Source organism: Streptomyces sp. NBC_00859 (assembly GCF_045161865.1).
Classification (GTDB): domain Bacteria; phylum Actinomycetota; class Actinomycetes; order Streptomycetales; family Streptomycetaceae; genus Streptomyces.
Genome location: NZ_CP108826.1, coordinates 2288598 through 2312340, shown reverse-complemented (window position 1 = coordinate 2312340; position 23743 = coordinate 2288598). Strand labels below are relative to the sequence as shown.

22 protein-coding genes are annotated in these 23743 nt (G+C 70.9%); 14 read left to right on the top strand and 8 right to left on the bottom strand.

Translation table 11 applies throughout. The features are described from left to right. Nucleotides 1–178: 178 nt before the first annotated feature. The 4 genes from OG584_RS09585 to OG584_RS09570 are packed head-to-tail and all read left to right on the top strand — an operon-like array spanning nucleotide 179 to nucleotide 3840. A complete protein-coding gene (locus OG584_RS09585; protein ID WP_405776982.1) occupies nucleotides 179–1081 on the top strand; it encodes an ATP-binding cassette domain-containing protein in 903 nt (300 codons plus the stop codon). Then, nucleotides 1078–1863 carry an ABC transporter permease gene (locus OG584_RS09580; RefSeq protein ID WP_405776980.1) on the top strand — a complete coding sequence of 262 codons (786 nt, stop codon included), beginning with the start codon at nucleotides 1078–1080 and terminating at the stop codon, nucleotides 1861–1863. Before OG584_RS09585 ends, OG584_RS09580 begins: the two co-directional genes overlap by 4 nt. A gap of 35 nt (nucleotides 1864–1898) precedes the next feature. Further along, nucleotides 1899–3209, top strand: coding sequence for a sensor histidine kinase (locus OG584_RS09575; protein WP_405776978.1), 1311 nt, complete (start codon nucleotides 1899–1901; stop codon nucleotides 3207–3209). Further along, nucleotides 3199–3840 carry a response regulator gene (locus OG584_RS09570; protein ID WP_405776976.1) on the top strand — a complete coding sequence of 214 codons (642 nt, stop codon included), beginning with the start codon at nucleotides 3199–3201 and terminating at the stop codon, nucleotides 3838–3840. The genes OG584_RS09575 and OG584_RS09570 overlap by 11 nt, the downstream gene beginning before the upstream one ends. Before the next feature lie 23 nt (nucleotides 3841–3863). Here OG584_RS09570 and glgX read toward each other — a convergent pair whose 3' ends face one another. Next, nucleotides 3864–6080, bottom strand: coding sequence for a glycogen debranching protein GlgX (gene glgX, locus OG584_RS09565; protein ID WP_405783962.1), 2217 nt, complete (start codon nucleotides 6078–6080; stop codon nucleotides 3864–3866). A gap of 198 nt (nucleotides 6081–6278) precedes the next feature. Between glgX and OG584_RS09560 the strand changes: the two genes are divergently transcribed. The 6 genes from OG584_RS09560 (at nucleotide 6279) to OG584_RS09535 (ending at nucleotide 12814) form a co-directional block, all read left to right on the top strand. Next, nucleotides 6279–7490 carry an Ig-like domain-containing protein gene (locus OG584_RS09560; RefSeq protein ID WP_405776975.1) on the top strand — a complete coding sequence of 404 codons (1212 nt, stop codon included), beginning with the start codon at nucleotides 6279–6281 and terminating at the stop codon, nucleotides 7488–7490. A 188-nt stretch (nucleotides 7491–7678) separates the two neighbouring features. Further along, nucleotides 7679–8935: an Ig-like domain-containing protein gene (locus OG584_RS09555; protein WP_405776974.1), complete on the top strand. Its 1257-nt coding sequence runs from the start codon at nucleotides 7679–7681 to the stop codon at nucleotides 8933–8935. Between the two features lie 120 nt (nucleotides 8936–9055). Beyond that, entirely contained in the window at nucleotides 9056–9823 is a 768-nt protein-coding gene (locus OG584_RS09550; RefSeq protein ID WP_405776973.1) for an enoyl-CoA hydratase/isomerase family protein, read from the top strand. A 221-nt stretch (nucleotides 9824–10044) separates the two neighbouring features. Continuing rightward, nucleotides 10045–10569, top strand: a complete 525-nt coding sequence (locus OG584_RS09545; RefSeq protein WP_405783960.1) for an ATP-binding protein — start codon at nucleotides 10045–10047, stop codon at nucleotides 10567–10569. A gap of 245 nt (nucleotides 10570–10814) precedes the next feature. Beyond that, nucleotides 10815–11618 carry a polysaccharide deacetylase family protein gene (locus OG584_RS09540; RefSeq protein WP_405776972.1) on the top strand — a complete coding sequence of 268 codons (804 nt, stop codon included), beginning with the start codon at nucleotides 10815–10817 and terminating at the stop codon, nucleotides 11616–11618. Further along, nucleotides 11615–12814, top strand: a complete 1200-nt coding sequence (locus OG584_RS09535; RefSeq protein WP_405776971.1) for a hypothetical protein — start codon at nucleotides 11615–11617, stop codon at nucleotides 12812–12814. The genes OG584_RS09540 and OG584_RS09535 overlap by 4 nt, the downstream gene beginning before the upstream one ends. An 84-nt stretch (nucleotides 12815–12898) precedes the next feature. Here the strand turns inward: OG584_RS09535 and OG584_RS09530 are convergent, their stop codons facing one another. Continuing rightward, the gene (locus OG584_RS09530) at nucleotides 12899–13561 is read right to left on the bottom strand and encodes a GNAT family N-acetyltransferase (protein ID WP_405776970.1); all 663 of its coding nucleotides are present in this window, start codon (nucleotides 13559–13561) and stop codon (nucleotides 12899–12901) included. Between the two features lie 57 nt (nucleotides 13562–13618). Here OG584_RS09530 and OG584_RS09525 point away from each other — a divergent pair, with 57 nt between their 5' ends. The 3 genes from OG584_RS09525 to OG584_RS09515 all read left to right on the top strand — a co-directional run bounded on the left by OG584_RS09525 (nucleotide 13619) and on the right by OG584_RS09515 (nucleotide 15568). Then, the gene (locus OG584_RS09525; protein WP_405776969.1) at nucleotides 13619–14563 is read left to right on the top strand and encodes a MerR family transcriptional regulator; all 945 of its coding nucleotides are present in this window, start codon (nucleotides 13619–13621) and stop codon (nucleotides 14561–14563) included. A 35-nt stretch (nucleotides 14564–14598) separates the two neighbouring features. Next, entirely contained in the window at nucleotides 14599–14811 is a 213-nt protein-coding gene (locus OG584_RS09520; RefSeq protein WP_405776968.1) for an EF-hand domain-containing protein, read from the top strand. Between the two features lie 94 nt (nucleotides 14812–14905). Continuing rightward, nucleotides 14906–15568, top strand: coding sequence for an ANTAR domain-containing protein (locus OG584_RS09515; RefSeq protein WP_405776967.1), 663 nt, complete (start codon nucleotides 14906–14908; stop codon nucleotides 15566–15568). A 59-nt stretch (nucleotides 15569–15627) separates the two neighbouring features. Here OG584_RS09515 and OG584_RS09510 read toward each other — a convergent pair whose 3' ends face one another. Then, nucleotides 15628–16833, bottom strand: coding sequence for a glycoside hydrolase family 64 protein (locus OG584_RS09510; RefSeq protein ID WP_405783959.1), 1206 nt, complete (start codon nucleotides 16831–16833; stop codon nucleotides 15628–15630). A 394-nt stretch (nucleotides 16834–17227) separates the two neighbouring features. Here OG584_RS09510 and OG584_RS09505 point away from each other — a divergent pair, with 394 nt between their 5' ends. Then, nucleotides 17228–17932, top strand: a complete 705-nt coding sequence (locus OG584_RS09505) for an NADPH-dependent F420 reductase (RefSeq protein WP_405776965.1) — start codon at nucleotides 17228–17230, stop codon at nucleotides 17930–17932. 3 nt (nucleotides 17933–17935) lie between these two features. Here OG584_RS09505 and OG584_RS09500 read toward each other — a convergent pair whose 3' ends face one another. The 5 genes from OG584_RS09500 to OG584_RS09480 form a co-directional block, all read right to left on the bottom strand. After that, entirely contained in the window at nucleotides 17936–18493 is a 558-nt protein-coding gene (locus tag OG584_RS09500; RefSeq protein WP_405783957.1) for a glycoside hydrolase family 25 protein, read from the bottom strand. A gap of 140 nt (nucleotides 18494–18633) precedes the next feature. Beyond that, complete coding sequence (locus OG584_RS09495) at nucleotides 18634–19464, bottom strand: right-handed parallel beta-helix repeat-containing protein (protein ID WP_405776964.1); 831 nt, start codon at nucleotides 19462–19464, stop codon at nucleotides 18634–18636. A 77-nt stretch (nucleotides 19465–19541) separates the two neighbouring features. Next, entirely contained in the window at nucleotides 19542–20348 is an 807-nt protein-coding gene (locus OG584_RS09490; RefSeq protein WP_405776963.1) for an FHA domain-containing protein, read from the bottom strand. Next, entirely contained in the window at nucleotides 20345–22252 is a 1908-nt protein-coding gene (locus OG584_RS09485) for a serine/threonine-protein kinase (RefSeq protein ID WP_405776962.1), read from the bottom strand. The genes OG584_RS09490 and OG584_RS09485 overlap by 4 nt, the downstream gene beginning before the upstream one ends. Nucleotides 22253–22854: 602 nt before the next feature. After that, a complete protein-coding gene (locus OG584_RS09480; protein ID WP_405776960.1) occupies nucleotides 22855–23271 on the bottom strand; it encodes a hypothetical protein in 417 nt (138 codons plus the stop codon). Between the last annotated feature and the right edge of the window lie 472 nt (nucleotides 23272–23743).

Sequence of the window (23743 nt, the reverse complement as noted above, 5' to 3'; positions counted from 1 at the left end):
GGGGAGCCTACGGTTCGCCACTGACAGTGCCCACCGGGTTTTGCGGCGTCCCGCACGCCGTCCGCCGAGCGACGCCGGCCGCCGGGCGGGTCGTATGCCGGCATCATCCGATCGGTTGATGCCGGTTCGAGCGCGTTGGCGGATACCGCGGACCTCCGGCCCCCGGGAGCCTGTGGGTATGGCAATCATCGAAGTGGACGGACTGCGGAAGGCCTACGGCGGGAAGCGCGCCGTGGACGGGGTGTCCTTCACCGTCGAGGTGGGGGAGATCTTCGGGGTACTCGGGCCGAACGGCGCGGGGAAGACGACGACGGTCGAGTGCGTCAGCGGACTGCGGTCGCCCGACGGAGGGCAGGTGCGGGTGGCCGGATTCGATCCGGTCGCCGACCACGGCCGGGTGACGCGCATCCTCGGGGCCCAGCTCCAGGAGAGCGAACTCCAGGCGAAGATCACCGTGCGGGAGGCGCTGGAGCTCTACTCCTCCTTCTACCCGCACCCCGCCGACTGGCGCCCCCTCGCCGAGCGGCTCGGTCTCGGCGAGAAGACGGACTGCCGGTTCGCCAAGCTGTCCGGCGGCCAGAAGCAGCGGCTCTCCATCGCTCTCGCGCTGATCGGCAACCCCAAGGTCGTCGTACTCGACGAACTGACCACCGGGCTCGACCCGCGCGCCCGCCGAGACACCTGGGAGCTGATCGAGGACGTCAGGAACGGCGGAGTGACCGTCCTGCTGGTCACCCACTTCATGGAGGAGGCCCAGCGCCTCTGCGACCGGATCGCGGTGATCGACAAGGGCCGGGTCGCAGCCCTCGACACACCGGCGGGCCTCATCCGCCGCTCGTCCGGTTCGACGGTCATCTCCTTCACCCCCTCGCAGCCGCTCGACCCGGGCGAGCTGGACACACTGCCCGGCGCGGCGTCCGTGCAGCAGCGGGACGGCGCCCTGGTGATCGAGGGCACCGACGAGACGGTCAACGCCGTCATCACCCTGCTCGCCAGGCACCACATCACCGCCCACCAACTGCGGGTCACCGACGCCACACTGGACGACGCGTTCCTCGACCTGACGGGAGCAGCATCATGAGCACAGCGACCGCGACCACCGGTACGAAGGTCTCCGCCGGGCCGGCTGCGCCGGCCGCCGTACTGCGGACCGAGTTCCGGCTCTTCCGCCGCGAACCGGCCACCATCTTCTGGGTCATGGTGTTCCCCACCATCCTGCTCGTGATCCTCGGCTCCATCCCCTCCTTCCGTGAGCACGACCCGTCCGTCGGCGGCCAGACGCTGGTCAGTGCGTACGTGCCCGTCACCGTGCTGCTGGCGATGATCATGGCGGGGCTGCAGGTGATGCCCCAGGTGATCACCGGTTACCGCGAGCGGGGCATCCTGCGCCGGATGTCCACCACACCGGTACGCCCCCACGCGCTGCTCACCGCCCAGATGGGGCTGCACGGCGTGGCCGCCCTGGTCTCGACGGTGCTCTCGCTGGGGGTCGCGCGCACCGTCTTCAAGGTCGCCCTGCCCCAGCAGATCTTCGGCTATGTGCTCTCGCTGGCCCTGGCGGTCTGCGCCGCGCTGGCCCTCGGCTCGCTGGTGGCCGCCCTGTCGCGCAACCAGAAGGTCGCGAACGCGATCGGCTCCGCCGTGCTCTTTCCGATGATGTTCTGCGCCGGTGTCTGGCTGCCCGTCCAGGCGATGCCGGACGCCCTCGGCCACATCGTCGAACTGACGCCCTTCGGCGCTGCCGCCCAGGCCCTCGATCAGGCCGCCACCGGCGGCTGGCCCGGCTGGTCCCACCTGGGCGTGCTCGCCCTGTGGACGGTGCTGCTGTCGGCCGGGGCCAACCGCTGGTTCCGTTGGGAGTGACCACGGTGGCGGGCGGGTGCGGGCAGACTGGGTGGATGACAACGGACCCGACCGGCCCAGCCGCCCGGACCGGCCAGGAAGCTGCCGCGCCCCTGGTCGCCAGCAGGCTGGGCATCGGGTGGGCGGCCTTCTACCGCTGGGGCCCCTACGCGCTGCTCGCCATCTCCACCCTCGCCGCGTGCGCCACCGCCGGCGTGCTGCACATGAGCCGGTACGAGCTGATCGCGGCGGCGGCCCTCACCGCCGCCGGGGCCGTGCTCCAGCTGTGGTGGGGCCATGCCAGCCGCAGCCTGCCGCCGGGCCCCTCGGCGGCAGGCACCTGCTACTACACGCTGCGCTGGGCCATCGCCTTCGCCCTGACCTGGCTGAACCCCTTCTACGCCTTCTACGCGGTCACCGGCTACTTCGGCGCCGAGCGGCTGCTGCCCCGCCGGGCGGTACGGATCGGACTGCTCGCCAGCGCGGTCACCATGTCGGGCTCCCAGTCCGGCGGGCTGCCGCCGCACGGGCCCATGGGCTGGGTGGTCTTCGGCGCGCTGTTCGCCGTCAACGTCACCCTGATCATCGTCTTCAGTCATCTCGCGGGCCTGGAGGACGAGCGCGCGAAGCAGCAGGTCGAGACCATCGACGAGCTGGAGCGCACCAATGCGCGCCTCCAGCAGGCGCTCGACGAGAACGCCGCCCTGCACGCCCAGCTCCTGGTCCAGGCCCGGGAGGCCGGGGTCGCCGACGAGCGCCGCAGGCTGGCCGCCGAGATCCACGACACCATCGCGCAGGGCCTCGCCGGCATCATCACCCAGCTCCAGGTCGTCTCGCTCACCAGGACGCCCGGCGTCGCCGGTGAACACCTGGCCCGCGCCCAGGAGCTCGCCCGGCACAGCCTGGGCGAGGCCCGCCGCTCCGTGCAGAATCTCAGCCCGGTCGCGCTGGCCGATGCCGCACTGCCCGAGGCGCTGAAGAAGCTGGTTGCCGAGTGGTCGGTGTCGGCGGGCGTACGCGCGGAGTTCACCGTCACCGGTACCGTCGAGCCGCTCCACGAGGAGGTCGAGGCCACCCTGCTCCGTATCGCCCAGGAGGCCCTCGCCAACACCGAGCGCCATGCCGCGGCGGCCCGCGTCGGGGTAACCCTGTCGTACATGGACGACGAGATGACCCTGGACGTCCGTGACGACGGCCGCGGCTTCGACCCTGCCGCACTGCCGTCGCGCAGCACCGACAGAGGTTTCGGCCTCGGCGGCATGTGCGCCCGCGCCGAGCGGATCGCCGGTTCGGTGGTGGTCGAGTCCGAGCAGGGGCACGGCACAGCGGTGTCGGCTCGCGTACCTTTGGTCCGCCATGAACTCTGACGTCATCACCCTGCTGATCGTCGACGACCATCCTGTGGTCCGGGACGGCCTGCGCGGCATGTTCGCCGACGCCCCCGGCTTCCAGGTCCTCGGCGAGGCCGCCGACGGCGTCGCCGGCGTGGAACTCGCCGGGCGGCTCGACCCCGACGTGGTCCTGATGGACCTCCGGATGCCGGGCGGCAACGGCGTGGACGCCATCGCCGAGCTGACCCGCCGGGGCAGCCGTGCCAAGGTGCTCGTCCTGACCACGTACGACACGGACTCCGACACCCTCCCGGCCATCGAGGCGGGCGCCACCGGCTATCTGCTCAAGGACGCCCCGCGCGACGAGCTCTTCACCGCGGTCCGCGCCGCCGCCGACGGCCGTACCGTGCTCTCCCCGGCGGTCGCCTCCCGGCTGGTCTCCAGGGTGCGCGCCCCCGCCGCGCCGGGCCACGAGGCCCTGAGCGCACGCGAACGCGAGGTGCTCGTGCTGGTCGCCAGGGGCACGTCCAACCGTGACATCGCGCGCGAACTCTTCATCAGCGAGGCGACGGTCAAGACCCATCTGACCCACATCTACGGGAAGCTGGACGTCAAGGACCGCGCGGCCGCGGTCGCGGTGGCGTACGACCGCAAGATCCTCGGCTGACCCCCGGCTCCCGCTCGGTCCGCTCAGGTCCGCACCCTCAGCAGCAGTACCGAACGGGCCGGGACGGTGATCGCTGTGCCGCCCGGGTGCAAGGTGCCGGGCGGGCCGGTCTGGTCCTCCCGTGAGGTGTCCACGAGCAGCTCGTAGGTGTCCGCCCAGGGCGCGCCGGGAAGCCGGAACTCCACCGGCCGCCCGGCGGAGTGCAGCACCGTCAGGAAGCTGTCGTCGGTGATCCGTTCACCCCTTTCGTCGCGGCCCGGGATGTCGCCGCCCGAGAGATAGACGCCGAGCGTGGCCGCCGGTGCGTACCAGTCCTGCTCGGTCATCTCACGGCCGTGCGGGGTGAACCAGGCCAGATCCCGCAGGCCGTCGCCCGCCCGCGCCCGGCCGGAGAAGAACGCCCGGCGGCGCAGTACCGGATGGGCGTGGCGCAGGGCCAGCAGCCGGGACGTGAGCCCGAGCAGCATCCGTGGACCCGGCTCGTCGAGCAGCGTCCAGTCGACCCAGCTGACCTCGTTGTCCTGGCAGTACGCGTTGTTGTTGCCGCCCTGTGTACGCCCCATCTCGTCGCCCGCGACGAGCATCGGCACCCCCGTCGACACCAGCAGCGTCGTCAGCAGTGAGCGAAGCTGCCTCCTGCGCAGCGCGTTGACAGCGGGGTCGTCCGTCTCGCCCTCCGCACCGCAGTTCCACGACCGGTTGCCGTCGGTTCCGTCCCGGTTGTCCTCGCCGTTGGCCTCGTTGTGCTTGTGCTCGTAGGTGACCAGGTCGCGCAGGGTGAGGCCGTCGTGCGCCGTGATGAAGTTGACGGAGGCCTGCGGCCGCCGCCCGCCCCAGGCGTACAGATCGCTGGAGCCGGACAGCCGGTACCCCAGATCGCGTACGTCGGGCAGCGCACCGCGCCAGAAGTCCCGCACCGCGTCCCGGTAGCGGTCGTTCCACTCCGTCCACAGCGGCGGGAAGGAGCCCACCTGGTAGCCGCCGCTGCCCACGTCCCACGGTTCGGCGATCAGTTTCACCCGCCGCAGCACCGGGTCCTGGGCGATCACGGCCAGGAAGGGCGAGAGCATGTCCACGTCGTGGAAGGACCGCGCCAGCGCGGCGGCCAGGTCGAAACGGAAGCCGTCCACCCCCATCTCGGTGACCCAGTAGCGCAGTGAGTCGGTGATCAGCCGCAGCACGTGGGGCTGCACCACGTGCAGGGTGTTGCCGCACCCGGTGTAGTCCGCGTACCGGCGCGGGTCGTCCTGGAGCCGGTAGTAGCCGCGGTTGTCCACACCGCGCAGCGACAGCATCGGCCCCAGCTCACCGGCCTCCGCCGTGTGGTTGTAGACGACGTCGAGAATGACCTCGATCCCGGCGGCGTGCAGGGCCTGCACCATCTTCTTGAACTCGCCGACCTGCTGCCCGCCGGTGCCCGAAGCGGCGTACCCGGCGTGCGGGGCGAAGTAGCCGACCGAGTTGTAGCCCCAGTAGTTCTTCAGCCCGCGCCGCAGCAGATGGTCCTCGTGCGCGAACTGGTGCACCGGCAGCAGCTCGACCGCCGTCACCCCGAGCCGTACGAGATGGCTGACCGCCGCGGGATGGGCCAGACCCGCGTACGTCCCCCGCAGCTCCTCCGGGATCCCGGGGTGCCGCTTGGTGAACCCGCGCACATGGAGCTCGTAGATGACGGTGTCGGCCCACGGGGTCTTGGGCCGGATGTCGTCGGCCCATTCGTCGCCGGGGGTGTCGTCGTGGACGACGACGCCCTTGGGCACGTACGGCGCGGAGTCCCGCTCGTCGCGGACGGTGTCGGCGACCTCCTGCTGCGGCCAGTCACGGACATGGCCGTAGACCTCGGGCGGCAGCAGGAACTCCCCGTCCACGGCGCGCGCGTACGGGTCGAGCAGCAGCTTCGCGGCATTCCAGCGGGCACCTGTCCAGGGGTCCCACCGACCCCGCACCCGGTAGCCGTACCGCTGGCCGGGCCGTACTCCGGGCAGGAAGCCGTGCCAGACCTCATGGGTCAGCTCGGTCAGTTCGCAGCGTGTCTCGTGGCCCGAATCGTCGAAGAGACAGAGCTCGACGGCTTCGGCGCCGCCCGCCCAGAGCGCGAAGTTGGTGCCTGCGACCCCGTCGGGCCCCACCCGGTACCGGGCGCCGAGCGGCACGGGGGTACCGGGCCAGACGGCCACGGGCGGCCGGGCCCTCTCCTGGGGCACCCCGTCACGGCCGGGGTGCCCCTCCAGTTCGGGCACCGCCCGCTGCACTTCCCGTACGGTCTCCTGCTCGGCTGCGCTCGACACCTGTCGGCCTCCCGCGGTTCATCGGGACCGTCGGCGCGCCGGGCCGCGGCGTCCCGGCCGCGGCTCCTCGCATGGTCCTCGCTCTTGTTCTGCCCGCAACAACCGGCAATCTCACGTTTCCCCCGCAGGGGGGTGGTCGTTGAGCGGTTCGTGAGACAACTGACAAAGCGGACAGGGGCGGGCGTCGCGGCCGCGCTGGTATGGGCGGGACTCATGGCCGGACTCGGCGGATGCGGCTCCGGTATCGGCGGGAGCAACGGGAAGCCCCGGGCCCCGGAGGAGGCGATCCGGGTGGTTCCGGACGACGGCGCGAAGGGCATCGGCGCGAATGGCAAGGTCGAGGTACATGTGCCGGAGGGGCGCCGGCTCGAACAGGTCACCGTCTACAGCGTCACGGACGGACAGCGCGAGGTGCTGCCCGGCGCCGTCTCGGCGGACGGCCTGACCTGGAAGCCGGACGGCGGCCGGCTCGCGCTCGGATCCGAGTACTCCGTGGACGCGGTGGCCTCGGATGGGGACGGTCATACCCTGGCCCGGCACACGACGTTCACCACGTTCGTCCCGCCGCACCGCTTCATCGGCTACTTCACACCGGAGAACGGCTCCACCGTCGGCACCGGCATGATCCTCTCCTTCAACTTCAGCCACCCCGTCGAGAACCGCCAGGAGGTGGAGCGGGCGATCCGCGTCACCGCCAGCCCCTCGGTACCGGTCAGGGGCCACTGGTTCGGCAGCAGCCGCCTGGACTTCCGCCCGAGCGCGTACTGGAAGCCCGGCACCCGGGTCACCGTCGGGATGCGGCTGCGCGACGTGCAGGCGGCGCCGGGGGTGTACGGGACCCAGCGCAAGACCGTCGGCTTCCGGGTGGGCCGCTCCCAGGTGTCCCGGGTCGACACCGCGGCCCACACCATGGCCGTACGCCGTGACGGCGCCCTGATCGCGACCCTGCCGGTCACCGCGGGAGCCAGGAAACACACCACGTACAACGGGAAGATGGTCGTCATGGAGAAGCGTGCCGTGACCCGGATGAACGGGCGCACGGTCGGCTTCGGCGGCGAGTACGACATCCCCGACGTCCCGCACGCGATGCGGCTGACCCGCTCGGGGACCTTCCTGCACGGCAACTACTGGGCGTCCGCCCGTACCTTCGGCGCCGCCAACACCAGCCACGGCTGCGTCGGGCTGCGGGACGTGCGCGGCGGCAGCGCCCGGACACCGGCCGGCTGGCTCTTCGACCACACGCTGATCGGGGACGTGGTCGAGGTGGTCCACTCGCCCGACACCCGGGTCGCACCGGACAACGGACTCGGCGGCTGGAATCTGAACTGGTCCCGCTGGACGTCCGGCTCCGCGCTCGACTGAGCCCCCGGCCCGCTGTCCGCTGCCCCCATGACCTGCGCGGCGCCGCCCGGTTGGGACCGAACGGTGACAATGCGGGGGAGCCCGGCGCACCCGCGCTGCGATTATTCTGGGTCCAGTGCGCGCGGATCCGTCGCGCGGGGGTACGTGCTCCGGCGGGTCCGGGCCGTGCGCGAGGGGAGACCACCATCTTGAACGGGCGACCTATATCCGGGACTTCGGCCGCTGGCCGGCTCGCACGCGGGCCGCGGCGCGGGGGGCGGGCACTGCCGGCCGTGCTGCTGGGCGCGACGCTGCTGCTCGTCACGGCCTGCGGCGGGCCGGGGAGCGGCGGCAGCGGCGAGAAGGCCGGGCAGGGCGCGGCCAAGGCGGCGGGGTCCACGGCGTCGCAGGCCGTCGTGACCGTGTCCCCGAAGGACGGCGCCGAGTCCGTGGCCACCAGCGACGCGCTGAAGGTCACTGCGGACAAGGGCCGGCTGACCGCCGTCACGGTCAAGGACGCCAAGGGCGACGAGGTCGCCGGCCGGATCGCGGCGGGCGGCGCCAGCTGGCAGCCGCTCCAGCATCTGCCCGCCGCGACCAGGTTCAAGGTGCACGCGGTCGCCAAGGACAGCGCGGGCCGGGAGTCCGCGAAGGACACCGCCTTCACCACGCTGGTGCCGAAGAACACCTTCCTCGGCCAGTACACGCCGGAGGACGGCGCGACCGTGGGTGTCGGCATGCCCGTATCGGTCCGTTTCACCCGCGGGATCACGCATCCCGCGGACGTCGAGGACGCGATCAAGGTGACCGCCGATCCCGCCGTGCCGGTCGAGGGACACTGGTTCGGCAACGACCGTCTCGACATCCGCCCCGAGAAGTACTGGGCGGCCGGGACCAAGGTGACGGTGAAGCTGAACCTCGACGGGGTCGAGGGGCGGCCCGGGGTGTACGGCAAGCAGACCAGGACCGTCAGGTTCACCGTAGGCCGTTCCATGGTCTCCACCGTTGACGCCGACAAGCACACGATGAAGGTCGTCAAGGACGGCAAGCTGATCAGGACCGTGCCGATCAGCGCGGGCGCCCCGGCGACCACGACGTACAACGGTGAGATGGTCATCAGTGAGAAGTACGCGGTGACCCGGATGAACGGTGCCACGGTCGGCTTCGGCGGTGAGTACGACATCAAGGACGTGCCGCACGCGATGCGCCTGTCCGACTCCGGCACCTTCGTGCACGGCAACTACTGGGCGTCCGGCAGCACGTTCGGCGCCGCCAACACCAGCCATGGCTGCGTCGGCATGCACGACGTGCGCGGAGGCTGGAGCAAGCAGACGCCGGCCGCCTGGTTCTACAACAAGTCGATCGTCGGCGATGTCGTGGTCGTCAAGAACTCGCACGACAAGACGATCCAGCCGGACAACGGCCTCAACGGCTGGAACATGTCCTGGGCGGACTGGAAGAAGTAGGACCGCCTCTCCAGGCTTGTCCGGCCCCCTCCCGGTACGGGGCAGGTGGCGGGCGCGGCCCGGTGCACTGTGACCAAGTGCACCGGGCCGCAGTGCGTTAGCCGCCGTTAACCTGCTGTCATGACAGTCACTCTCGAAGTCTCCGAAGGCGTCGGCACCATCCGTCTGGACCGCCCGCCGATGAACGCACTCAACGCCGCGATCCAGGATCGCCTGCGCGAACTCGCGGACGAGGTCTCCCGCCGTGACGACGTACGCGCCGTGGTGCTGTACGGCGGTGAGAAGGTGTTCGCGGCCGGGGCGGACATCAAGGAGATGCAGACCATGGGCCACACGGACATGGTCCTGCGCTCCCGTGCCCTGCAGGAGTCCTTCACTTCGGTGGCCCGGATCCCCAAGCCCGTCGTCGCCGCGGTCACCGGCTATGCGCTGGGGGGCGGGTGCGAACTGGCGCTCTGCGCCGACTTCCGCATCGCGGCCGACAACGCCAAGCTCGGCCAGCCCGAGATCCTGCTGGGCCTGATCCCCGGCGCGGGCGGCACCCAGCGGCTGTCCCGGCTGATCGGGCCGTCCAGGGCCAAGGACCTGATCTTCACCGGCCGTCAGGTCAAGGCGCCGGAGGCGCTCGCCCTCGGCCTGGTCGACCGGGTCGTCCCGGCGGCCGAGGTGTACGAGCAGGCACACGCCTGGGCCGCCCGGCTCGCCCAGGGCCCGGCCATCGCGCTGCGCGCCGCGAAGGAGTCCGTCGACGCGGGCCTGGAGACGGATCTCGACACCGGGCTCACCATCGAGCGCACCTGGTTCGCCGGTCTCTTCGCGACGGAGGACCGCGAACGGGGCATGCGGAGCTTCGTCGAGGAGGGCCCCGGGAAGGCCAAGTTCCTTTGAGGGATACCCGGTTGGGTGGTTTAGCCGCACCTTAAGTGAACCTTAAAATGTGCGTGGTCGTGGACCTTGAACTTGGTTCATGAGGAGAGGACCGTTGCAGGTCAGGGTGGGTTTTAGGGGGCCTGTAATGCCTGACGCATATGCCAGGGTGCAAGGTGGCAGTCCGTGTTTCCGCCCTGCGGATTCCGCTGGAACGGCCCCGGAGGCCGCTTCGGGCGGCCATGATGGGGGGCATGGCGGGCCTGGAGGGTGTGGAGCAACCGCGGCAGCGCGCTCACGCGAATACCGCGCGATGGGTGCCGGCCGTCGAGGACGAACAGGCTCTGGAAGCAATGGAGTTGTTCGGCAGCCCAACGGAGTCGGAGGTCCGTCTGGCGTCCCGTCCCGAGTCCGCGGCGACCGCGCGGCGGCTCGCCAGATACGTCGTCCTGCGTCAGTGGGGCCTCTCCCCGCAGACCGCGGAGAGCGCGGTGTTACTCGTGTCGGAGCTCGTCGGCAACGCGGTGCGCCACACCGGCGCGCGGGTCTTCGGGCTCCGGATGCTGCGCCGCCGGGGCTGGATCCGGGTGGAGGTGCGCGATCCGTCCCGCGGGCTGCCCTGTCTGATGCCGGTGCAGCCGATGGACGTCAGCGGACGCGGCCTCTTCCTGGTCGACAAGCTCTCGGACCGCTGGGGGGTGGATCTGCTGCCGCGCGGCAAGACCACCTGGTTCGAGATGCGCGTCGCCGACCGCCAGCCGTCCTGACGGCCCGGCGGCGTCCGCCACGCCGGAGACGCCATTCGGACGTACCCCGCCGGATTGCGGCATCGGCGGTGTGAATCCCAGGCGCAAGCCTCTCGAAGGCCCGGTATCCGCGCAGCCGGTGCGGGATCGGGCTTGCCGATTCCCGGACCGGACCGAGCCCGATCGCTCCTTGCTGCCTCGTTTGGCCGATCGGGGCCCAAGGGCAAAAAAGGCCGGTGCGGTTGATTCCCCATTGAATGGGGCTCGTGACTGAGATCAACCGCCGCAGCGCACTGCGGGCAGCAGCCGGCGCGGCCGTCGCCGGGGCATTCGCCGCAGGATGCTCCGGCCACGCCGCCCCCGCAACGGCCCCGTCCCCGGCCGGTGCCGGCCCGGCGCGGTCCCCGTCCGGGCCCGCGAAGTCTCCGGCGCCCCTCCATGCCCCGGCCCCGCTCGCCTTCGCCGGGCAGCCGGTCCAGATCGCCAACGGGCCCCGCAACCGCCCCCGTGTCGCGCTCACCTTCCACGGCCAGGGTGATCCCGCCATCGCCAAGTCCGTACTCGCCGAGGCGGAACGGGCCGGCGCGCGGGTCACCGTCCTCGCCGTCGGAACCTGGCTCGACCAGCATCCCGAGATGGCCCGCCGGATCCTCCACGGCGGTCACGACCTGGGCAACCACACCCTCCACCACACGTCCATCTCGGCCATGGGCGAGCAGGAGGCCTACGCCGAGATCACCGGCTGCGCGGACCGGCTGCGCCGCCTCACGGGCTCCATCGGTACCTGGTTCCGTCCCTCGCGGACCCAGTACGCGACGCCCCTCGTCCAGCGGCTCGCGGCCCGTGCGGGATACCCCCACGTGCTCTCGTACGACACGGACTCCCTCGACTACACCTCGCCCGGCTCCGCGGCCGTCGTCCGCAATGTCACCGGCGCGGTCCGGGCCGGTTCGGTGGTCTCGATGCACTTCGGCTACGCGGACACGGTCGCCGCGCTGCCCGCGATCCTCGACGCCTTCCACCGCCGCGGGCTGCACGCGGTGACGACTACGGAGCTGCTGACCTCATGATCACCAAACGCACCGCAGGGCTCGCTGCCGCCACCGTCACCACCGGCCTGACCGTCGTGCTCGGCGGCTGCGGGGCATCCGCCGGTCCCGCTCATCACACCGGCGCCACCAGGACCACCGCCGCCGCGGTGCCACGTGGAACGGCCGCGAAGAGCTCGGGGCCCACGCCGCTGGAGGGCATGCCCCCGGTCCTCGACCCCAAGGACCTGTACGCGGCGGACCGGCCGGGCAAACTCTCGCCGGTCGTCCGGAAGTTCCCCTCCCTGGTCTACGTACCGAACACCAACTCCAACACGGTCAACGTGATCGACCCCAAGACGTACAAGGTCATCCGCACCATCCCGGTCGGTGTGCAGCCGCAGCACGTCGTGCCCTCCTGGGACCTCAAGACGCTCTGGGTCAACAACGACCGGGGCAACACGCTCACGCCGATCAATCCGGCGACGGGCAAGGCGGGGAAGGCCCTCGACGTCCACGACCCGTACAACCTCTACTTCACACCCAACGGCAAGTACGCCATCGTCATGGCCTCGCTCGACCACCAGCTGGTCTTCCGCGACCCGCACACCATGAAGATCAAGAAGACCCTCCCGGTGACATGTGCGGGCGTCAACCACGCGGACTTCTCGGCCGACGGGCGGTACTTCATCGTCTCCTGCGAGTTCTCCGGAGAACTGCTCAAGGTCGACACCGCGAGGATGAAGGTGGTCGGCCAGCAGAAGCTGCCCTTCAAGGGGGCGATGCCGCAGGACGTGAAGATCTCACCGGACGGCCGGACGTTCTACATCGCCGACATGATGGCCGACGGGGTCTGGGTGCTCGGCGCGGACAAGTTCACCACGCCGAAGCTGCTGCACACCGGCAAGGGCTGCCACGGCCTCTACATCAGCCGCGACTCCAAGGAGATGTACATCTCCAACCGGGGCGAGGGCACCATCTCGGTCTTCGGTTTCCCGCAGAACAAGCTCGTCAAGAAGTGGGTGCTGCCCGGCGGCGGGAGCCCCGACATGGGCGGCGTGTCGGCGGACGGCAAGGTCCTCTGGCTGACCGGCCGCTACAACGCGGAGGTGTACGCGATCGACACCACCAGCGGCAAGCAGCTCGCCCGCATCCCGGTCGGCAGCGGACCGCACGGACTCGCGGTGTATCCGCAGCCCGGACGGTACTCACTGGGGCACACCGGGATCTTCAGGTAGCCGCCCGCCGGGCGTCTCCCGCTGAAGGCGCCCGCCGGTCTGCTTCAGCACCGGGCGTGCGGGCCGGCCGCCGGTCCGCACGGATCACTCCGCGACCAGCAGGGCCTCCGAGCCCACCGGCCGGTAGCCCGCCCGCTGGAACGCCCGCACGCTGCGGGCGTTGCCCGGAGACTGCTGGGCCCACACGACGTCCCCCTCGACGAGATGCCGGGCGGCCACCGCCAGGCGCGGCCCGAGCCCCCGGCCGCGCGCCGACTCGTCCACCTCGATCGCGGCCTCCGGGCGCCCCGCCACCCCGTGCCCCAGGACCAGCACACCGCCGTCCGCGGCCCACACCCGTACGCCGTCGCGGAACGCCCTGGAGCGCACCACTCTCGGATGCTCCGCGTCCTCGATCTCCCGGAGCGCGATCGGGGGGCCGCCGGGCAGTGCGGGGGCGGCCGTCAGCAGATCGATGGTGTTCATCCGGCGGCCGGTACGGGCCATCAGAGCGGCCAGGAAACCGGGATTCATCGCCGCCGCGAGCGGGTCGGCCGCCGTCCTGTCCAGCATCGCGCGCACCCACAGCGGGTCCTCGTCGAGGAAGACCACCGAGTGGGCGGTCAGGGCCAGCACCCCGGCGTCCCGGACGTTCGGCTGGGCGACAACGGTCGTGGTCCCGTCGGCCGGAGGATAGGTACCGCGTGCCGCCGCTGCCAGGATGGCCGCGAGTGCGCCGCGCGACGCGCTGTTCCCGCTCGTACTCAATTTCGCGGCTCTCCCCGGCTTGAGTCTCCACCTGCTGGAAGGAACAGACTCGCAGACATGGACGACGACACACCCGAAGTCCTCACCATCGGTCAGCTCTCCCGCCGCACCGGCCTTCCCGTGCGGACCATCCGCTACTGGTCGGACAGCGGGGCCCTGCCGCCGGCCGGCAGGTCGGCCGGGGGCTACCGGCTGTACGACGCCGCGTGCGTGGCCCGGCTCGAACTCGTCCGCACCCTGCGCGAACTCGGCCTCGGCCTCGCACCGGTACGCCGGGTGCTGTCCGGGGAGAGCGGGATCGCCGACGTGGCGGCCACCCATGTAGCGGCCCTGGACGCGCAGATCCGCTCGCTGAGACTGAACCGGGCCGTGTTGTCGACCATCGCGAAGAGGGCATCGGGCGCCGAGGAGACCGCACTCATGAACAGGCTGGCACGGCTCTCGGCAGCGGAACGCGGGTACATCATCGAGGAGTTCACCGACGAGGTGTTCGGCGGCCTCGACGCCGCACCGGGCATCAGGCGGCGGGTCCGGGCCCTCGCGGTCGAGCTGCCCGACGACCCCACCCCCGAACAGGTCGATGCCTGGGTGGAGCTCGCCGAGCTGGTCCAGGACCCCGCCTTCCGGCAGCGCATGCGGGCCATGGCCGAGTTCAACACCGGGGCGGCCGAGCAGGGCGGGGGCGGACCGGGCGCCAGGTCCCGCGGCGCCGGGGCCCAGCCGTGGTTCGCCGAGCAGGTCACCCGGCTGGCCGGCGACGCCCGCGAGAGCGGGATCGCGCCCGGCTCACCGGAGGCCGCCGGTGTCCTGGACCAGCTGTTCGCCACCGGCGCCGACCGCGGTGCGGTGCTCATGCGGCTGGAGGGTGCCGCCTTCGCCGAGGCGGACCGCTACCGGCAGCTGATGGCGGTCATCAACGGCCGGGAGCCCCAGCCCCGGCACAACGAGGACTTCGCCTGGCTGGCCGCCGCGCTGCGGGCTCACCCGGTAGGGCTAATCTGACTCCGTCAGACACGTACCAAGAAGGGGTGGACCCAGTGGCGGACAAAGAAGAGGCCCGCAAGGCGTTCGAGCGTCTCGACGTGGACGGCGACGGCCGGATCACGGCGAACGAGTACAAGAGCGTCATGGCGCAGCTCGGTGACTTCCACGTGACCGAGACAGTGGCTCAGTCCATCATCAGGTCCAAGGACGCCAACGGCGACGGCAAGCTCTCCTTCGAGGAGTTCTGGGCGTCGCTGAACAAGTAGCGGCACGTTGCGCGTACGCCCTCCGGCCCCGCTGCCGGGGGGCGTCACGCCGTACCGCGGCACGCGGTACCCGCCCTGGGTAATCTGGCCCGACATGGACCGGGAACAGGACTGGATGCGCAGCGCTCTCGGGCTCGCGGTCGTCGCGGCCGACGAGACCCGGGCGCCCACTCTCATGCGGCGGTTGAGCCAGGACTGCGCAGCGCTGCTCAGCCTCTCCGGGGCCGGCGTGCTACTGGCCGGAGCCGCGGAGGAACACAGCGGCGACCCGGGGCCCGAGTGCCTGCGCGACGACCACGCCCTGATCAACGTCGACCTCCGGGAACAGGGTGCCCGCTGGCCCGGGTTCACCGAGCGCGCGCTGGCCGAGGGCCACACGCTCGCGACGCTGCTCCCGCTGCACGGCAGCACCGGCCGGCCGTGCGCCGTACTCCAGCTCTTCAGCGGCGAGCGGAAGCTGTCCGAAGCCGGGATCGAGTCCGCACAACGGCTGGGCGACCTGGCCATGGTGCTCCGGGCCCAGGGCGAGGAGCTCGGCCGCCACCGTGAGACAGCCGGGCAGCTGAGCCGTGCCCTGGACAGCAGAGTCGTCATCGAGCAGGCCAAGGGGATGCTCGCCGAACAGCTGGGGGCCGGCACCGGCGCCGCCTTCGACGTACTGCGCGGCCACGCCAGGTCCCACCGGCTGAAGCTGGCCGACGTGGCGCGCGCCGTCGTCGACCGCGAACTGCGGCTCGGCGGACCGCGGTCCGGCTGAGCGGACACGGGCGGCACGGGGTCCTGGTGCCGCCCATGCCGCCCATGTCCGTACCGGGCTCAGGAACCGACGGACACCGTGAAGCGGACCGGGTTCCCGTCGTTCGCCGCGCCCGACACATCGGGCTGTCCGTCGGGGACCACGTCGTCGTACGGGAACGCGTACCCGATCGGCGAATTGGCGTGGAGCACCCGCGCCCAGTGGTTCGTCACGTCCCCCTGGTAGTAGTCGGCCGCTGTCGTGCCGTTCGGCTGACTGGGGTGGGTGAGCATGATCGACCTGTTGAACCCGGCAGCGAGCCGTGCGAGCAGCGCCTTCTTGTCGTCCGGGTCCGCCGGATTGTTGGCGAACGGGCCGTCGTTGCAGGTGAAGATGGACTTCGAGTCGGGCTTGGCGAAGGTGTGGCCGCCGTCGAAGGTGAGGACGCCCCCGCTCACCCGGCCCTTCAGGCTGCCCTTGCCGCCCTGCAGGTCGATGGTGAGGTCGGTGGAGCTGTACTTCTCCCAGACCTGGTCGACGTAGCCGGTCCACAGGTCCCCGAAGGGCATCGCGTCGGGGGAGGCGGACGCCATCAGATTCTGCGGCGAGATCACCCGCAGGGCCTTGCCGTCCGACCCGCGGATGACCAGCTTGTCCCAGGGCTGACCGTCCTTGGCCGCCTGCGCGGTCAGGTCCGCCGCGATCTTGTCGACGGCGCCGTCGGGGAGCGGGGCCACGGTGTGTTCGGCGTCCCCGGTCAGTGAGAGTCCGATGGGGAGGGAGGTCACCAGGTCGACGTAGGAGATGTTGGCGTACAGCTGGTCCGGGTTGAACGTGAACTCACAGAACGACCAGGTGCGGCCGTAGTTGGGATCCGCTGCGGTGGCGAAGGCCGGTTCGACCAGGGCCGGGCCCGGGTTGACGAAGAAGTCGAGCTTGTCGTCCCGTACGAAGTAGACGCGTGCACCGTACATCTGAGGCAGGGTCAGGGTGACGGGCCCCGCTCCGGCCGCGTTCAGCGGGATGGCGCAGTCGACGGGCAGGGGTGTCTGCGGGGCCGAAGGCGACTCGGGGTGGTAGGCGCTGCCGTCGGCGCGCAGCAGTACCCACTTGTCGGTGCCCTGTTCGTGCCCGGTGACATAGGCATTGACGTTGCCGGGCAACGACTTGTTCTCCAGGGCGAGTTCGCAGGTCGCGGCAGAAGCGGACGCACGCGGACTCAGCGCGCTTCCCCAGGCGGGGTAGGTGAGAGCGGTGGCGGTCGCCGCGGCGCCGGTCAGGAACATTCTGCGGGATATCACGCGAGTCTCCTGTGGTCTGTGGGGGGCGTAGCGCGGGAGAGGAGCGAGGTGTGGGGTGTCCTCCTCCCGCATGGCCCTTACTGTCGCGAGACTCGGGGGACAGGTCAATACCTATGGCTGAGAGCGCTCTCATAATCTTTGCTCCTTCACCATGTGAACGCAGAACGGGCCGACTTGAGGACGGACTTGAAGACGGACGGGGGCGATCCGCCGCGCCGGGCGCCGGACCGGAGGATCGACCGGTGCCGGGGTGCCGGGGTGCCGGGGTGCCGGGGTGCCGGGGTGCCGGGGTGCCGGGGTGCCGGGACGCCGGATCCGGTATCCGGGTGAACGGGAGGTCGCGCCGGAATAGCCGGGCCGCCGGGAGGGTTGGCGACCGATGCGACAGCGCACCGCACCCGGACACCGCAGCGAAGGGCACATCATGAAGATCGGCATCATCGGCGCCGGAAACATCGGTGGCAATCTCACCCGGAGGCTCACGGCCCTGGGGCACGACGTCTCCGTGGCCAACTCGCGCGGTCCGCACACCCTGGGAGAGCTCGCCGGGGAGACAGGCGCGACCCCTGTCCCGGTTGCCGAGGCCGCACGCGGCGCCGAGGTCGTCGTGGTCACGATCCCGCTGAAGGCCGTCCCGGATCTGCCGTCAGGCCTGCTCGACGGTGCGGCGCAGGGCGTCGCCGTGATCGACACCGGCAACTACTACCCGCAGCAGCGGGACGGACGCATCGACGCCATCGAGGACGGGCTCGTGGAGAGCCGCTGGACCGAACAGCAGATCGGCCACCCGGTCATCAAGGCCTTCAACGGCATCTACGCCCACAACATCGTCGACGAAGCCCGGCCCGCGGGCGCGCCCGGCCGGCTCGCGCTGCCGGTCGCCGGTGACGACGAGGCCGCCAAGAAGGCGGTACGCGAGCTGATCGACGCGATCGGCTTCGACACCGTCGACGCGGGCGGCATCGACGACTCCTGGCGCCAGCAGCCGGACACCCCCGTCTACGGTCTCTCGGCCGACGTGGACGGGGTCACGAAGGCGCTCGCGGCCGCCCCGCGCGAGCGCCCCGCCTCATTCCGCGCCTGACCTCTACGGTGTGGCCCACTCCTTCAGCGCGCTCTTGCTCGCGAAGCGGGAGTGGGCCACGTTCTTGTCGATGGGGCTGCTCGTGTACTGGTGGAAGGTCCACGTCGCCTTGATGCGGGGCTTGCCCGCCGTGACGTAGTCCGCGATCCACAGGCCGTCCCCGGCGTACGAGGTGGTGTCGTGGTTCAGCCAGAAGTCGCGGTTCGTGTACAGCAGTACCCGGTTGTGCGGCCGCAGTTTCTTCACGGCGCGGATGAAGCTGTCCTTCTCCGCGTTGCTCGCCCTGGTCTGGTCGCCGGTCGTCTCCCAGTCCACCGCGAGCAGATCCCCTGCCTTCTCCGGGGCCTTGCTCACGAAGTACTCGGCCTGCGTCTGGATGTTCCCGGGCCACAGGAAGTGGTAGAAGCCGGTGACGCACCCGCCGTCCCGGGCCAGTTTGGTCTGCGTGGTCAGCCGCGGGTTGACGTAGGTGTGGCCCTCGGAGGCCTTGATGAACACGAAAGCCAGACCGCCGGTGTCGAACGACGACTGGTAAGTACTGACATCGATGCCGTGCAGCATGTGCACCGCCTCCAGGTTTCGTGGGGACTTCGCTGTTCCACTTACCCACTTCGGAGGTCCCGACCGCATTCGCTCACCTGGGCGACGCTGGTCCGTGCGAACGGATCCGCCGCGGAGCTCGGCCCGCCCGTCAGCGGCGGTCAGGGAGCGCCGCCCGGACGGGGGCCCCGGTAGCCCGGCAGGGAAGACCGGTCGATGCCGACTTCGTAGCGGATACCGGAGCTGACCCTGTTGCCGCTGACGCGGGCGCCCGTGGAGTGGATGGCGAGGCCGATGGCATGGTCCGGGGCGGCGGCGAAGATGTTGCCGGTGACGGTGGCGTTCTGGACGTCCTCGAACATCAGGGTCTGCGAAGCCTTCCTGGTCTCGCAGTAGTTGTTCCTGACCGTGAGCCCGTACGTGTGGCCCCGGCCGTCTCCCTCGCCGTCGTTGGGGCCTTCGGCCATCAGGCACATGTTGTCGATCCGTGCGCACCTGTTGCCCTCGATCAGGACGTGGTGGCTGGGAGGGGTGTCGCTGGCGAAGGTCTGCATGCAGTCCGCGTGGCCGTACCGGTTGGAGGCGCCGGTGATGGTGTTGTGCTGGATCCTCAGGTTGTCGCCGAAGAAGCGCAGGCCGTCCCCGTCGCCGCCGTGCGGGCGGGTGACGGTGTTGTTCCGTACGGTGATGTCATTGCCGGTCATCTCGATGCCGGGGGCCTTCGGGGTGTCGACGGTGTACCCCTCGACGACGACGTGGTCGGCCTCGACGGTGATGCCGTCGACGGTGCGGCCGTAGCCGCGGTGGACGGCGGGGTGTCGGGCCGTGCCGCCTTCGGTGATGACCAGCCGTACGGGGCGTGACGGAGCGGAGTCCGCGGCGGAGGCCGGGGCCAGGGGCTGTGCGGTCGCGGCCGTGAGCGTCGCCAGCAGGGCGGCGGCGGGAACGAGCCGGCCGCGGAAGCCGTTCGGGGGGAGGGGCGTGGGCGTCATGGTGCGTGAGCGTAGGAGCGGGCCCCGGGAGGGGTCCCGGGCGTCGCTGCCGTCGTCAGCCGGGCCTCAGCCGGGTGTCAGGCGGCATCGATCAGCGACAGGTCCATCGGTACGAGGCTGGTCGACGACATCAGGGCGCGGATCAGATGGTCGTTGAGCGCGTTGCCGACCGGCTCGCCCACCTCCTCGCGGGTCAGCCAGGGCACCCCGCCGCGGGACAGCCGCAGGCGCACCGCGTTGACCGTGTGCTCGACGCGTTTGTCCGTCCAGCCCGCACCGGGCCGCACATCGGCGAGCAGTGCGGCTGTCTGCTTCCACGTCAGCGGCTGCGGGCGGGGCTCGTGCGACAGGTACCGCCGCCCGAGCGCGACGAGAGCCGGCTTCTCCTGCTCACCGAGCAGCCACACCCGGGGCGGACGGGTGACATCACCGTGGCGCGGCACCGGCCGCTCGTGCTCCGGGCCGGTGACGAAGACCTCCAGCAGGTGCTCGCGCCCCCGGGAGCCGCCGGCGAACAGCGGGGTGTAGCCGGTGGCGAGGGGAAACGGCTCCTCGCCCCGGAACAGCAGCCGGGACGCGGCGCAGCGGATCGGCAGCCGCCCGTCGTTGCTCACCCACCACCGCCCGTCCCGATGGGTGAACGTGCCCTGGTGACGGCTCACCCGGCCGTCGTCCTCGCCCAGGCAGATGTGCACATCGGGCCGGTTGCGGCCGAACAGCACCTCACGTCCCTCACCCGGGCCCAGTGTCATGCCGCCGGTGAGCGCCAGCGCGAGAAGTGTTCCGGGCACGGGGCCGGAGGCGCCCCTGGCCAGGCTGCCGTGACCGGCGGGCAGGGTGTGCCCGTCCGGGGCGGGACGTGGCGCCACGGGGCGCGAGGTCACTTGTTCTCCGGCAACTGCTTCGCGAGTTCGTGCACCACGGTGGCCGACAGCTTCTCGGCGGTGCCGCAGAGCCGGCCGGCCGGCTGCGGTGCGTAGACGGTCAGCTCGGTGAACTCGGTGATGTCGTCCCCGGCGGCGGTCGGGTACGTACGGTGCGGGGTGCGGACGACGCAACTGTGCGCGCCGGATCCCCCGGGCGACACATAGCTCGTCGTCCCGGCGACGCGGGCCGGCCTTCCGTCGTCCGACAGCTCGTTGTCCCGGTTGAACAGGAGGTCCACGCCCGATTCATCGCCGGACGAGGACCACGCACAGTGCCAGTTGCCGAAGCCCCGCTCAGGTTCCCGCGTCCCGACGCCCCCCACCTTCCGGAGGGCGGAGGAGTCCAGCAGCGAGCACGCGTCGAGCCGGGCCAGGGAGGCAGCGGCGACGGGGGCGGCGCGCCGCGGTACCTTCCCCCGGTCCAGCACGCCGACCGCCACGTCGGTTCCCGCGTCGGCGAGTGCGCACGGGTCGGGCGCCCCGGCCGCGCGCCGCTTCCCGACGATCACGATCTGCTCGTGGTCCGCCGTCGCGATGTGCCGCTCGCACTCGTCTCCGTCGCGTGCGTACGACCCGACGGTGACGTTGCCGACGCGCCTGGTGGGCACGTCGCCCTCGAACTGCGCCGGTGTGTTGTCGAGTTCGAGCTCCAGATCCGCGAGTTCGTCCCCGTTGCCCGCCTCCGCCACTACATCGCAGCGGTTGAACTCCCCGTAGGCCGCGTCGAGATGGGTGGCGCCGAACCTGCTCAGCGAGGCGGCGTCGGGCAGACCGCAGGGGTCGGCAGTCGCGGCGTCGCCGACGGTCCCGGGCCGGCCGGCGGTCGCGGTGGCCGGGGGCTTGGCTTCCGCGTGCGTCCGGCGGTCACCATCCGCGGTCCACGGGTGCAGCACGGCGGCCGTGACCGCGGCGGCGGCGAGCAGCGCCCCCGACGCGAGCGCGAGCGGTCGGCCCCGGCGGCGTACGGCCCTCGGTAACCGGCGGGTGACGGAGGGGAGGGGGCCGAGCGGCAGAGTGCGGGCCCCGCGCAGCTTCGCCGTGATCTCGGGTGGAGGCGGCGCGGCTCGCGTCAGCAACTCGTACGCACCGGCGGCGTCGGGCCGGTCCCGGGGCTCCACCTCCAGCAGCGCGGCCAGGGGCCCGGACAGCAGACCGGCCCGGACCGCGGGTTCGATGTGCCCTTCCATGGCCCTGGCCACGTACGCCATGGGGTGCTCGGCCTGCCCGTACGGCGACTGGCCCTCGACCGCCGTGTACAGCGTCGCACCCAGTGAGAACACGTCGGACTTCTCGTCCCCCCGCTTCCCCCTGACCAACTCGGGCGCCAGATAGCGGGGTTTGCCGCGCACCACACCGGTCGTCGTGCGGGTGGTCTCGCTCCACATCGCCCGCGAGATCCCGAAGTCGGTGAGCCTGGCGATGCCTTCGTCGGTGACCAGGATGTTCTCCGGGGTCACATCGCCGTGCACCACGCCGGCGCTGTGGGACTTCATCAGGGCGGCCGCGATCTGGCAGCCGATCGCCCCGGCCTCGTCGGGCGGGAGCAGACCGCGCTCCGCGACGATCTGGCCCAGGCTCCGGGCGGGCACGTATTCCATGACGATCCAGCAGGTGTCGGCGTCGTGGTCGCAGTCGAAGACGCCCACGATGTTCGCGTGGTGCAGCCGCCCGGCGTTGCGGGCCTCCTTCATGAGCTGCTGCGTGGCCCGGTCGTCGTCCGGGTGGGCGAACTTGACCGCGACCTGCCGCTCGAGCCGCTCGTCCCAGGCCCGCCAGACGACGCCCATCCCGCCCTTGCCGACGGTCTCCTGCAACAGATACCGCCCCGCGACCTTGATGCCTGCCTCTGGCGTCACCAGCACCGCCCCGTCCTCACGCCTCGTGCCGGATGACACCGGACAGTCCTGCAACGATCACAGAGTGTACTGTCCGGTGATCTGTCCAGCAGGGCTTCGGGCGGACCGGCACAGGATCTTCCCGAGGCGTGGCGGTTACCTCCCCGTACTGCCAACCACGAGGCAGGTCGGCTCAGTTGTGAAGCCGCGTGCGGTGCGTCCCGGCTTCCGGCCGGTACTCCATTCGTCATGCGTAGGTTCCGGGGCCGGCCCGCAGGCCTGGCCGGTCGGCCAGGCCTGTTTCATGACCACGTGAGGGTCGCCGCACTCCAAGTGGGGTTGACAGCCTCGCCGTTGAGGAGTGTGTCTGCGAAGGCGGTGACCTGCCGGACGACATCCGTGAAGCGTCCGGGGTAGCTCGTTTCGGCGGTGCCTTGCCGGCGGTGCCAGGCGGTGTAGGAGGTCTGGCGGCGCTCGCCGAGGTCGGTGATGGTGGTGCTGAGGGGGCTTCAGGGTGATGCCGCGGTGTGTGGCGGTGGCGGTCGGCGCTGTGGTGAATTCTTGGCCGTCCAGGTTGCGCAGGTCGTTGTAGACGCGGTCGGCGGTGGTGTCGCGGGTGGGGTTGGCCATCAGGCGAGCACCGCCTCTACGGCGGGGCGGACGACGGCGAGGGCGTCCAACTCGCTTGCGATGTGCTGGAGTTCGCCAACGCCAACGCCAACGCCAACGCCAACGCCAACGCCACCGCGCCCGCTTCGGCGCAGGTAACGGCCGAGCGCGGACAGGGCGAGGGTTTCGCCGAGGTGGCTGCGGTGCCGCATTGCGTCGACGACGCTGCGAGCTGCGCTGTACATGGGGATGGTTTCTCCCGGGGCTGCTTCGAACCGTTCGATACCGAGGTCGAAGGTCTTTGCGGCGTACTGCGCCACCACGGTCGGCGGGTAGGAAATCGTCGGGCGGCGTGAACCGCGCGGCACGGCGATGTGTACTGCTGCGGGGATGTCGTCGATCAGTTCATGCAGAGCCAGGGCGGATTCACCGCACACGACGGCGCGATGGGCCCGTGCGCACACGGCCAGTAAATCCGCGTGCGCCGTTTCCGGGGCGTCTGCCCGCCGGTACACCCCACGGGACAGTTCGGCTACCTCCCCCTCCGTGACCAAGTGCGCCAGATCGCGAGGGGAGAGCAGGGCCTGTCGCGCCTGCGCCGTCGTGAATGTGGGGGGAGAGGCCGGCCAGCCGCTGCTCCAAGCGCGGGTTTTCCGCAGCGTTCATGTATCGAATGACACCCCTTGGGTGGGAGCGGGGGAACGATTTGATACATCAGCTGGTGGGTGAGCGGCATATCCGGCGTTGATCACATGCCGCGAACCGGCAGGTCAAAAACCCCTTCCAGGGGGATATCCCAGGGACTTTTCAGGGACTTTCACATCTGTCCCAGGGCGTTTTCAGGGACTTTCCGCCGCGTGAGCAGGGAAGGCCCTGACAGCGCTGAAAGATTAATAAGCGCTGGCCAGG

What these genes read in the sequence shown, in the direction of transcription:
- OG584_RS09585 (WP_405776982.1), top strand. Translation starts at nt 179, where the DNA reads ATGGCAATCATCGAAGTGGACGGACTGCGGAAGGCCTACGGCGGGAAG.
- OG584_RS09580 (WP_405776980.1), top strand. Translation starts at nt 1,078, where the DNA reads ATGAGCACAGCGACCGCGACCACCGGTACGAAGGTCTCCGCCGGGCCG.
- OG584_RS09575 (WP_405776978.1), top strand. Translation starts at nt 1,899, where the DNA reads ATGACAACGGACCCGACCGGCCCAGCCGCCCGGACCGGCCAGGAAGCT.
- OG584_RS09570 (WP_405776976.1), top strand. Translation starts at nt 3,199, where the DNA reads ATGAACTCTGACGTCATCACCCTGCTGATCGTCGACGACCATCCTGTG.
- OG584_RS09550 (WP_405776973.1), top strand. Translation starts at nt 9,056, where the DNA reads ATGACAGTCACTCTCGAAGTCTCCGAAGGCGTCGGCACCATCCGTCTG.
- OG584_RS09545 (WP_405783960.1), top strand. Translation starts at nt 10,045, where the DNA reads ATGATGGGGGGCATGGCGGGCCTGGAGGGTGTGGAGCAACCGCGGCAG.
- OG584_RS09535 (WP_405776971.1), top strand. Translation starts at nt 11,615, where the DNA reads ATGATCACCAAACGCACCGCAGGGCTCGCTGCCGCCACCGTCACCACC.
- OG584_RS09525 (WP_405776969.1), top strand. Translation starts at nt 13,619, where the DNA reads ATGGACGACGACACACCCGAAGTCCTCACCATCGGTCAGCTCTCCCGC.
- OG584_RS09515 (WP_405776967.1), top strand. Translation starts at nt 14,906, where the DNA reads ATGGACCGGGAACAGGACTGGATGCGCAGCGCTCTCGGGCTCGCGGTC.
- OG584_RS09510 (WP_405783959.1), bottom strand. Translation starts at nt 16,833, where the DNA reads ATGTTCCTGACCGGCGCCGCGGCGACCGCCACCGCTCTCACCTACCCC.
- OG584_RS09505 (WP_405776965.1), top strand. Translation starts at nt 17,228, where the DNA reads ATGCGACAGCGCACCGCACCCGGACACCGCAGCGAAGGGCACATCATG.
- OG584_RS09500 (WP_405783957.1), bottom strand. Translation starts at nt 18,493, where the DNA reads ATGCTGCACGGCATCGATGTCAGTACTTACCAGTCGTCGTTCGACACC.
- OG584_RS09495 (WP_405776964.1), bottom strand. Translation starts at nt 19,464, where the DNA reads ATGACGCCCACGCCCCTCCCCCCGAACGGCTTCCGCGGCCGGCTCGTT.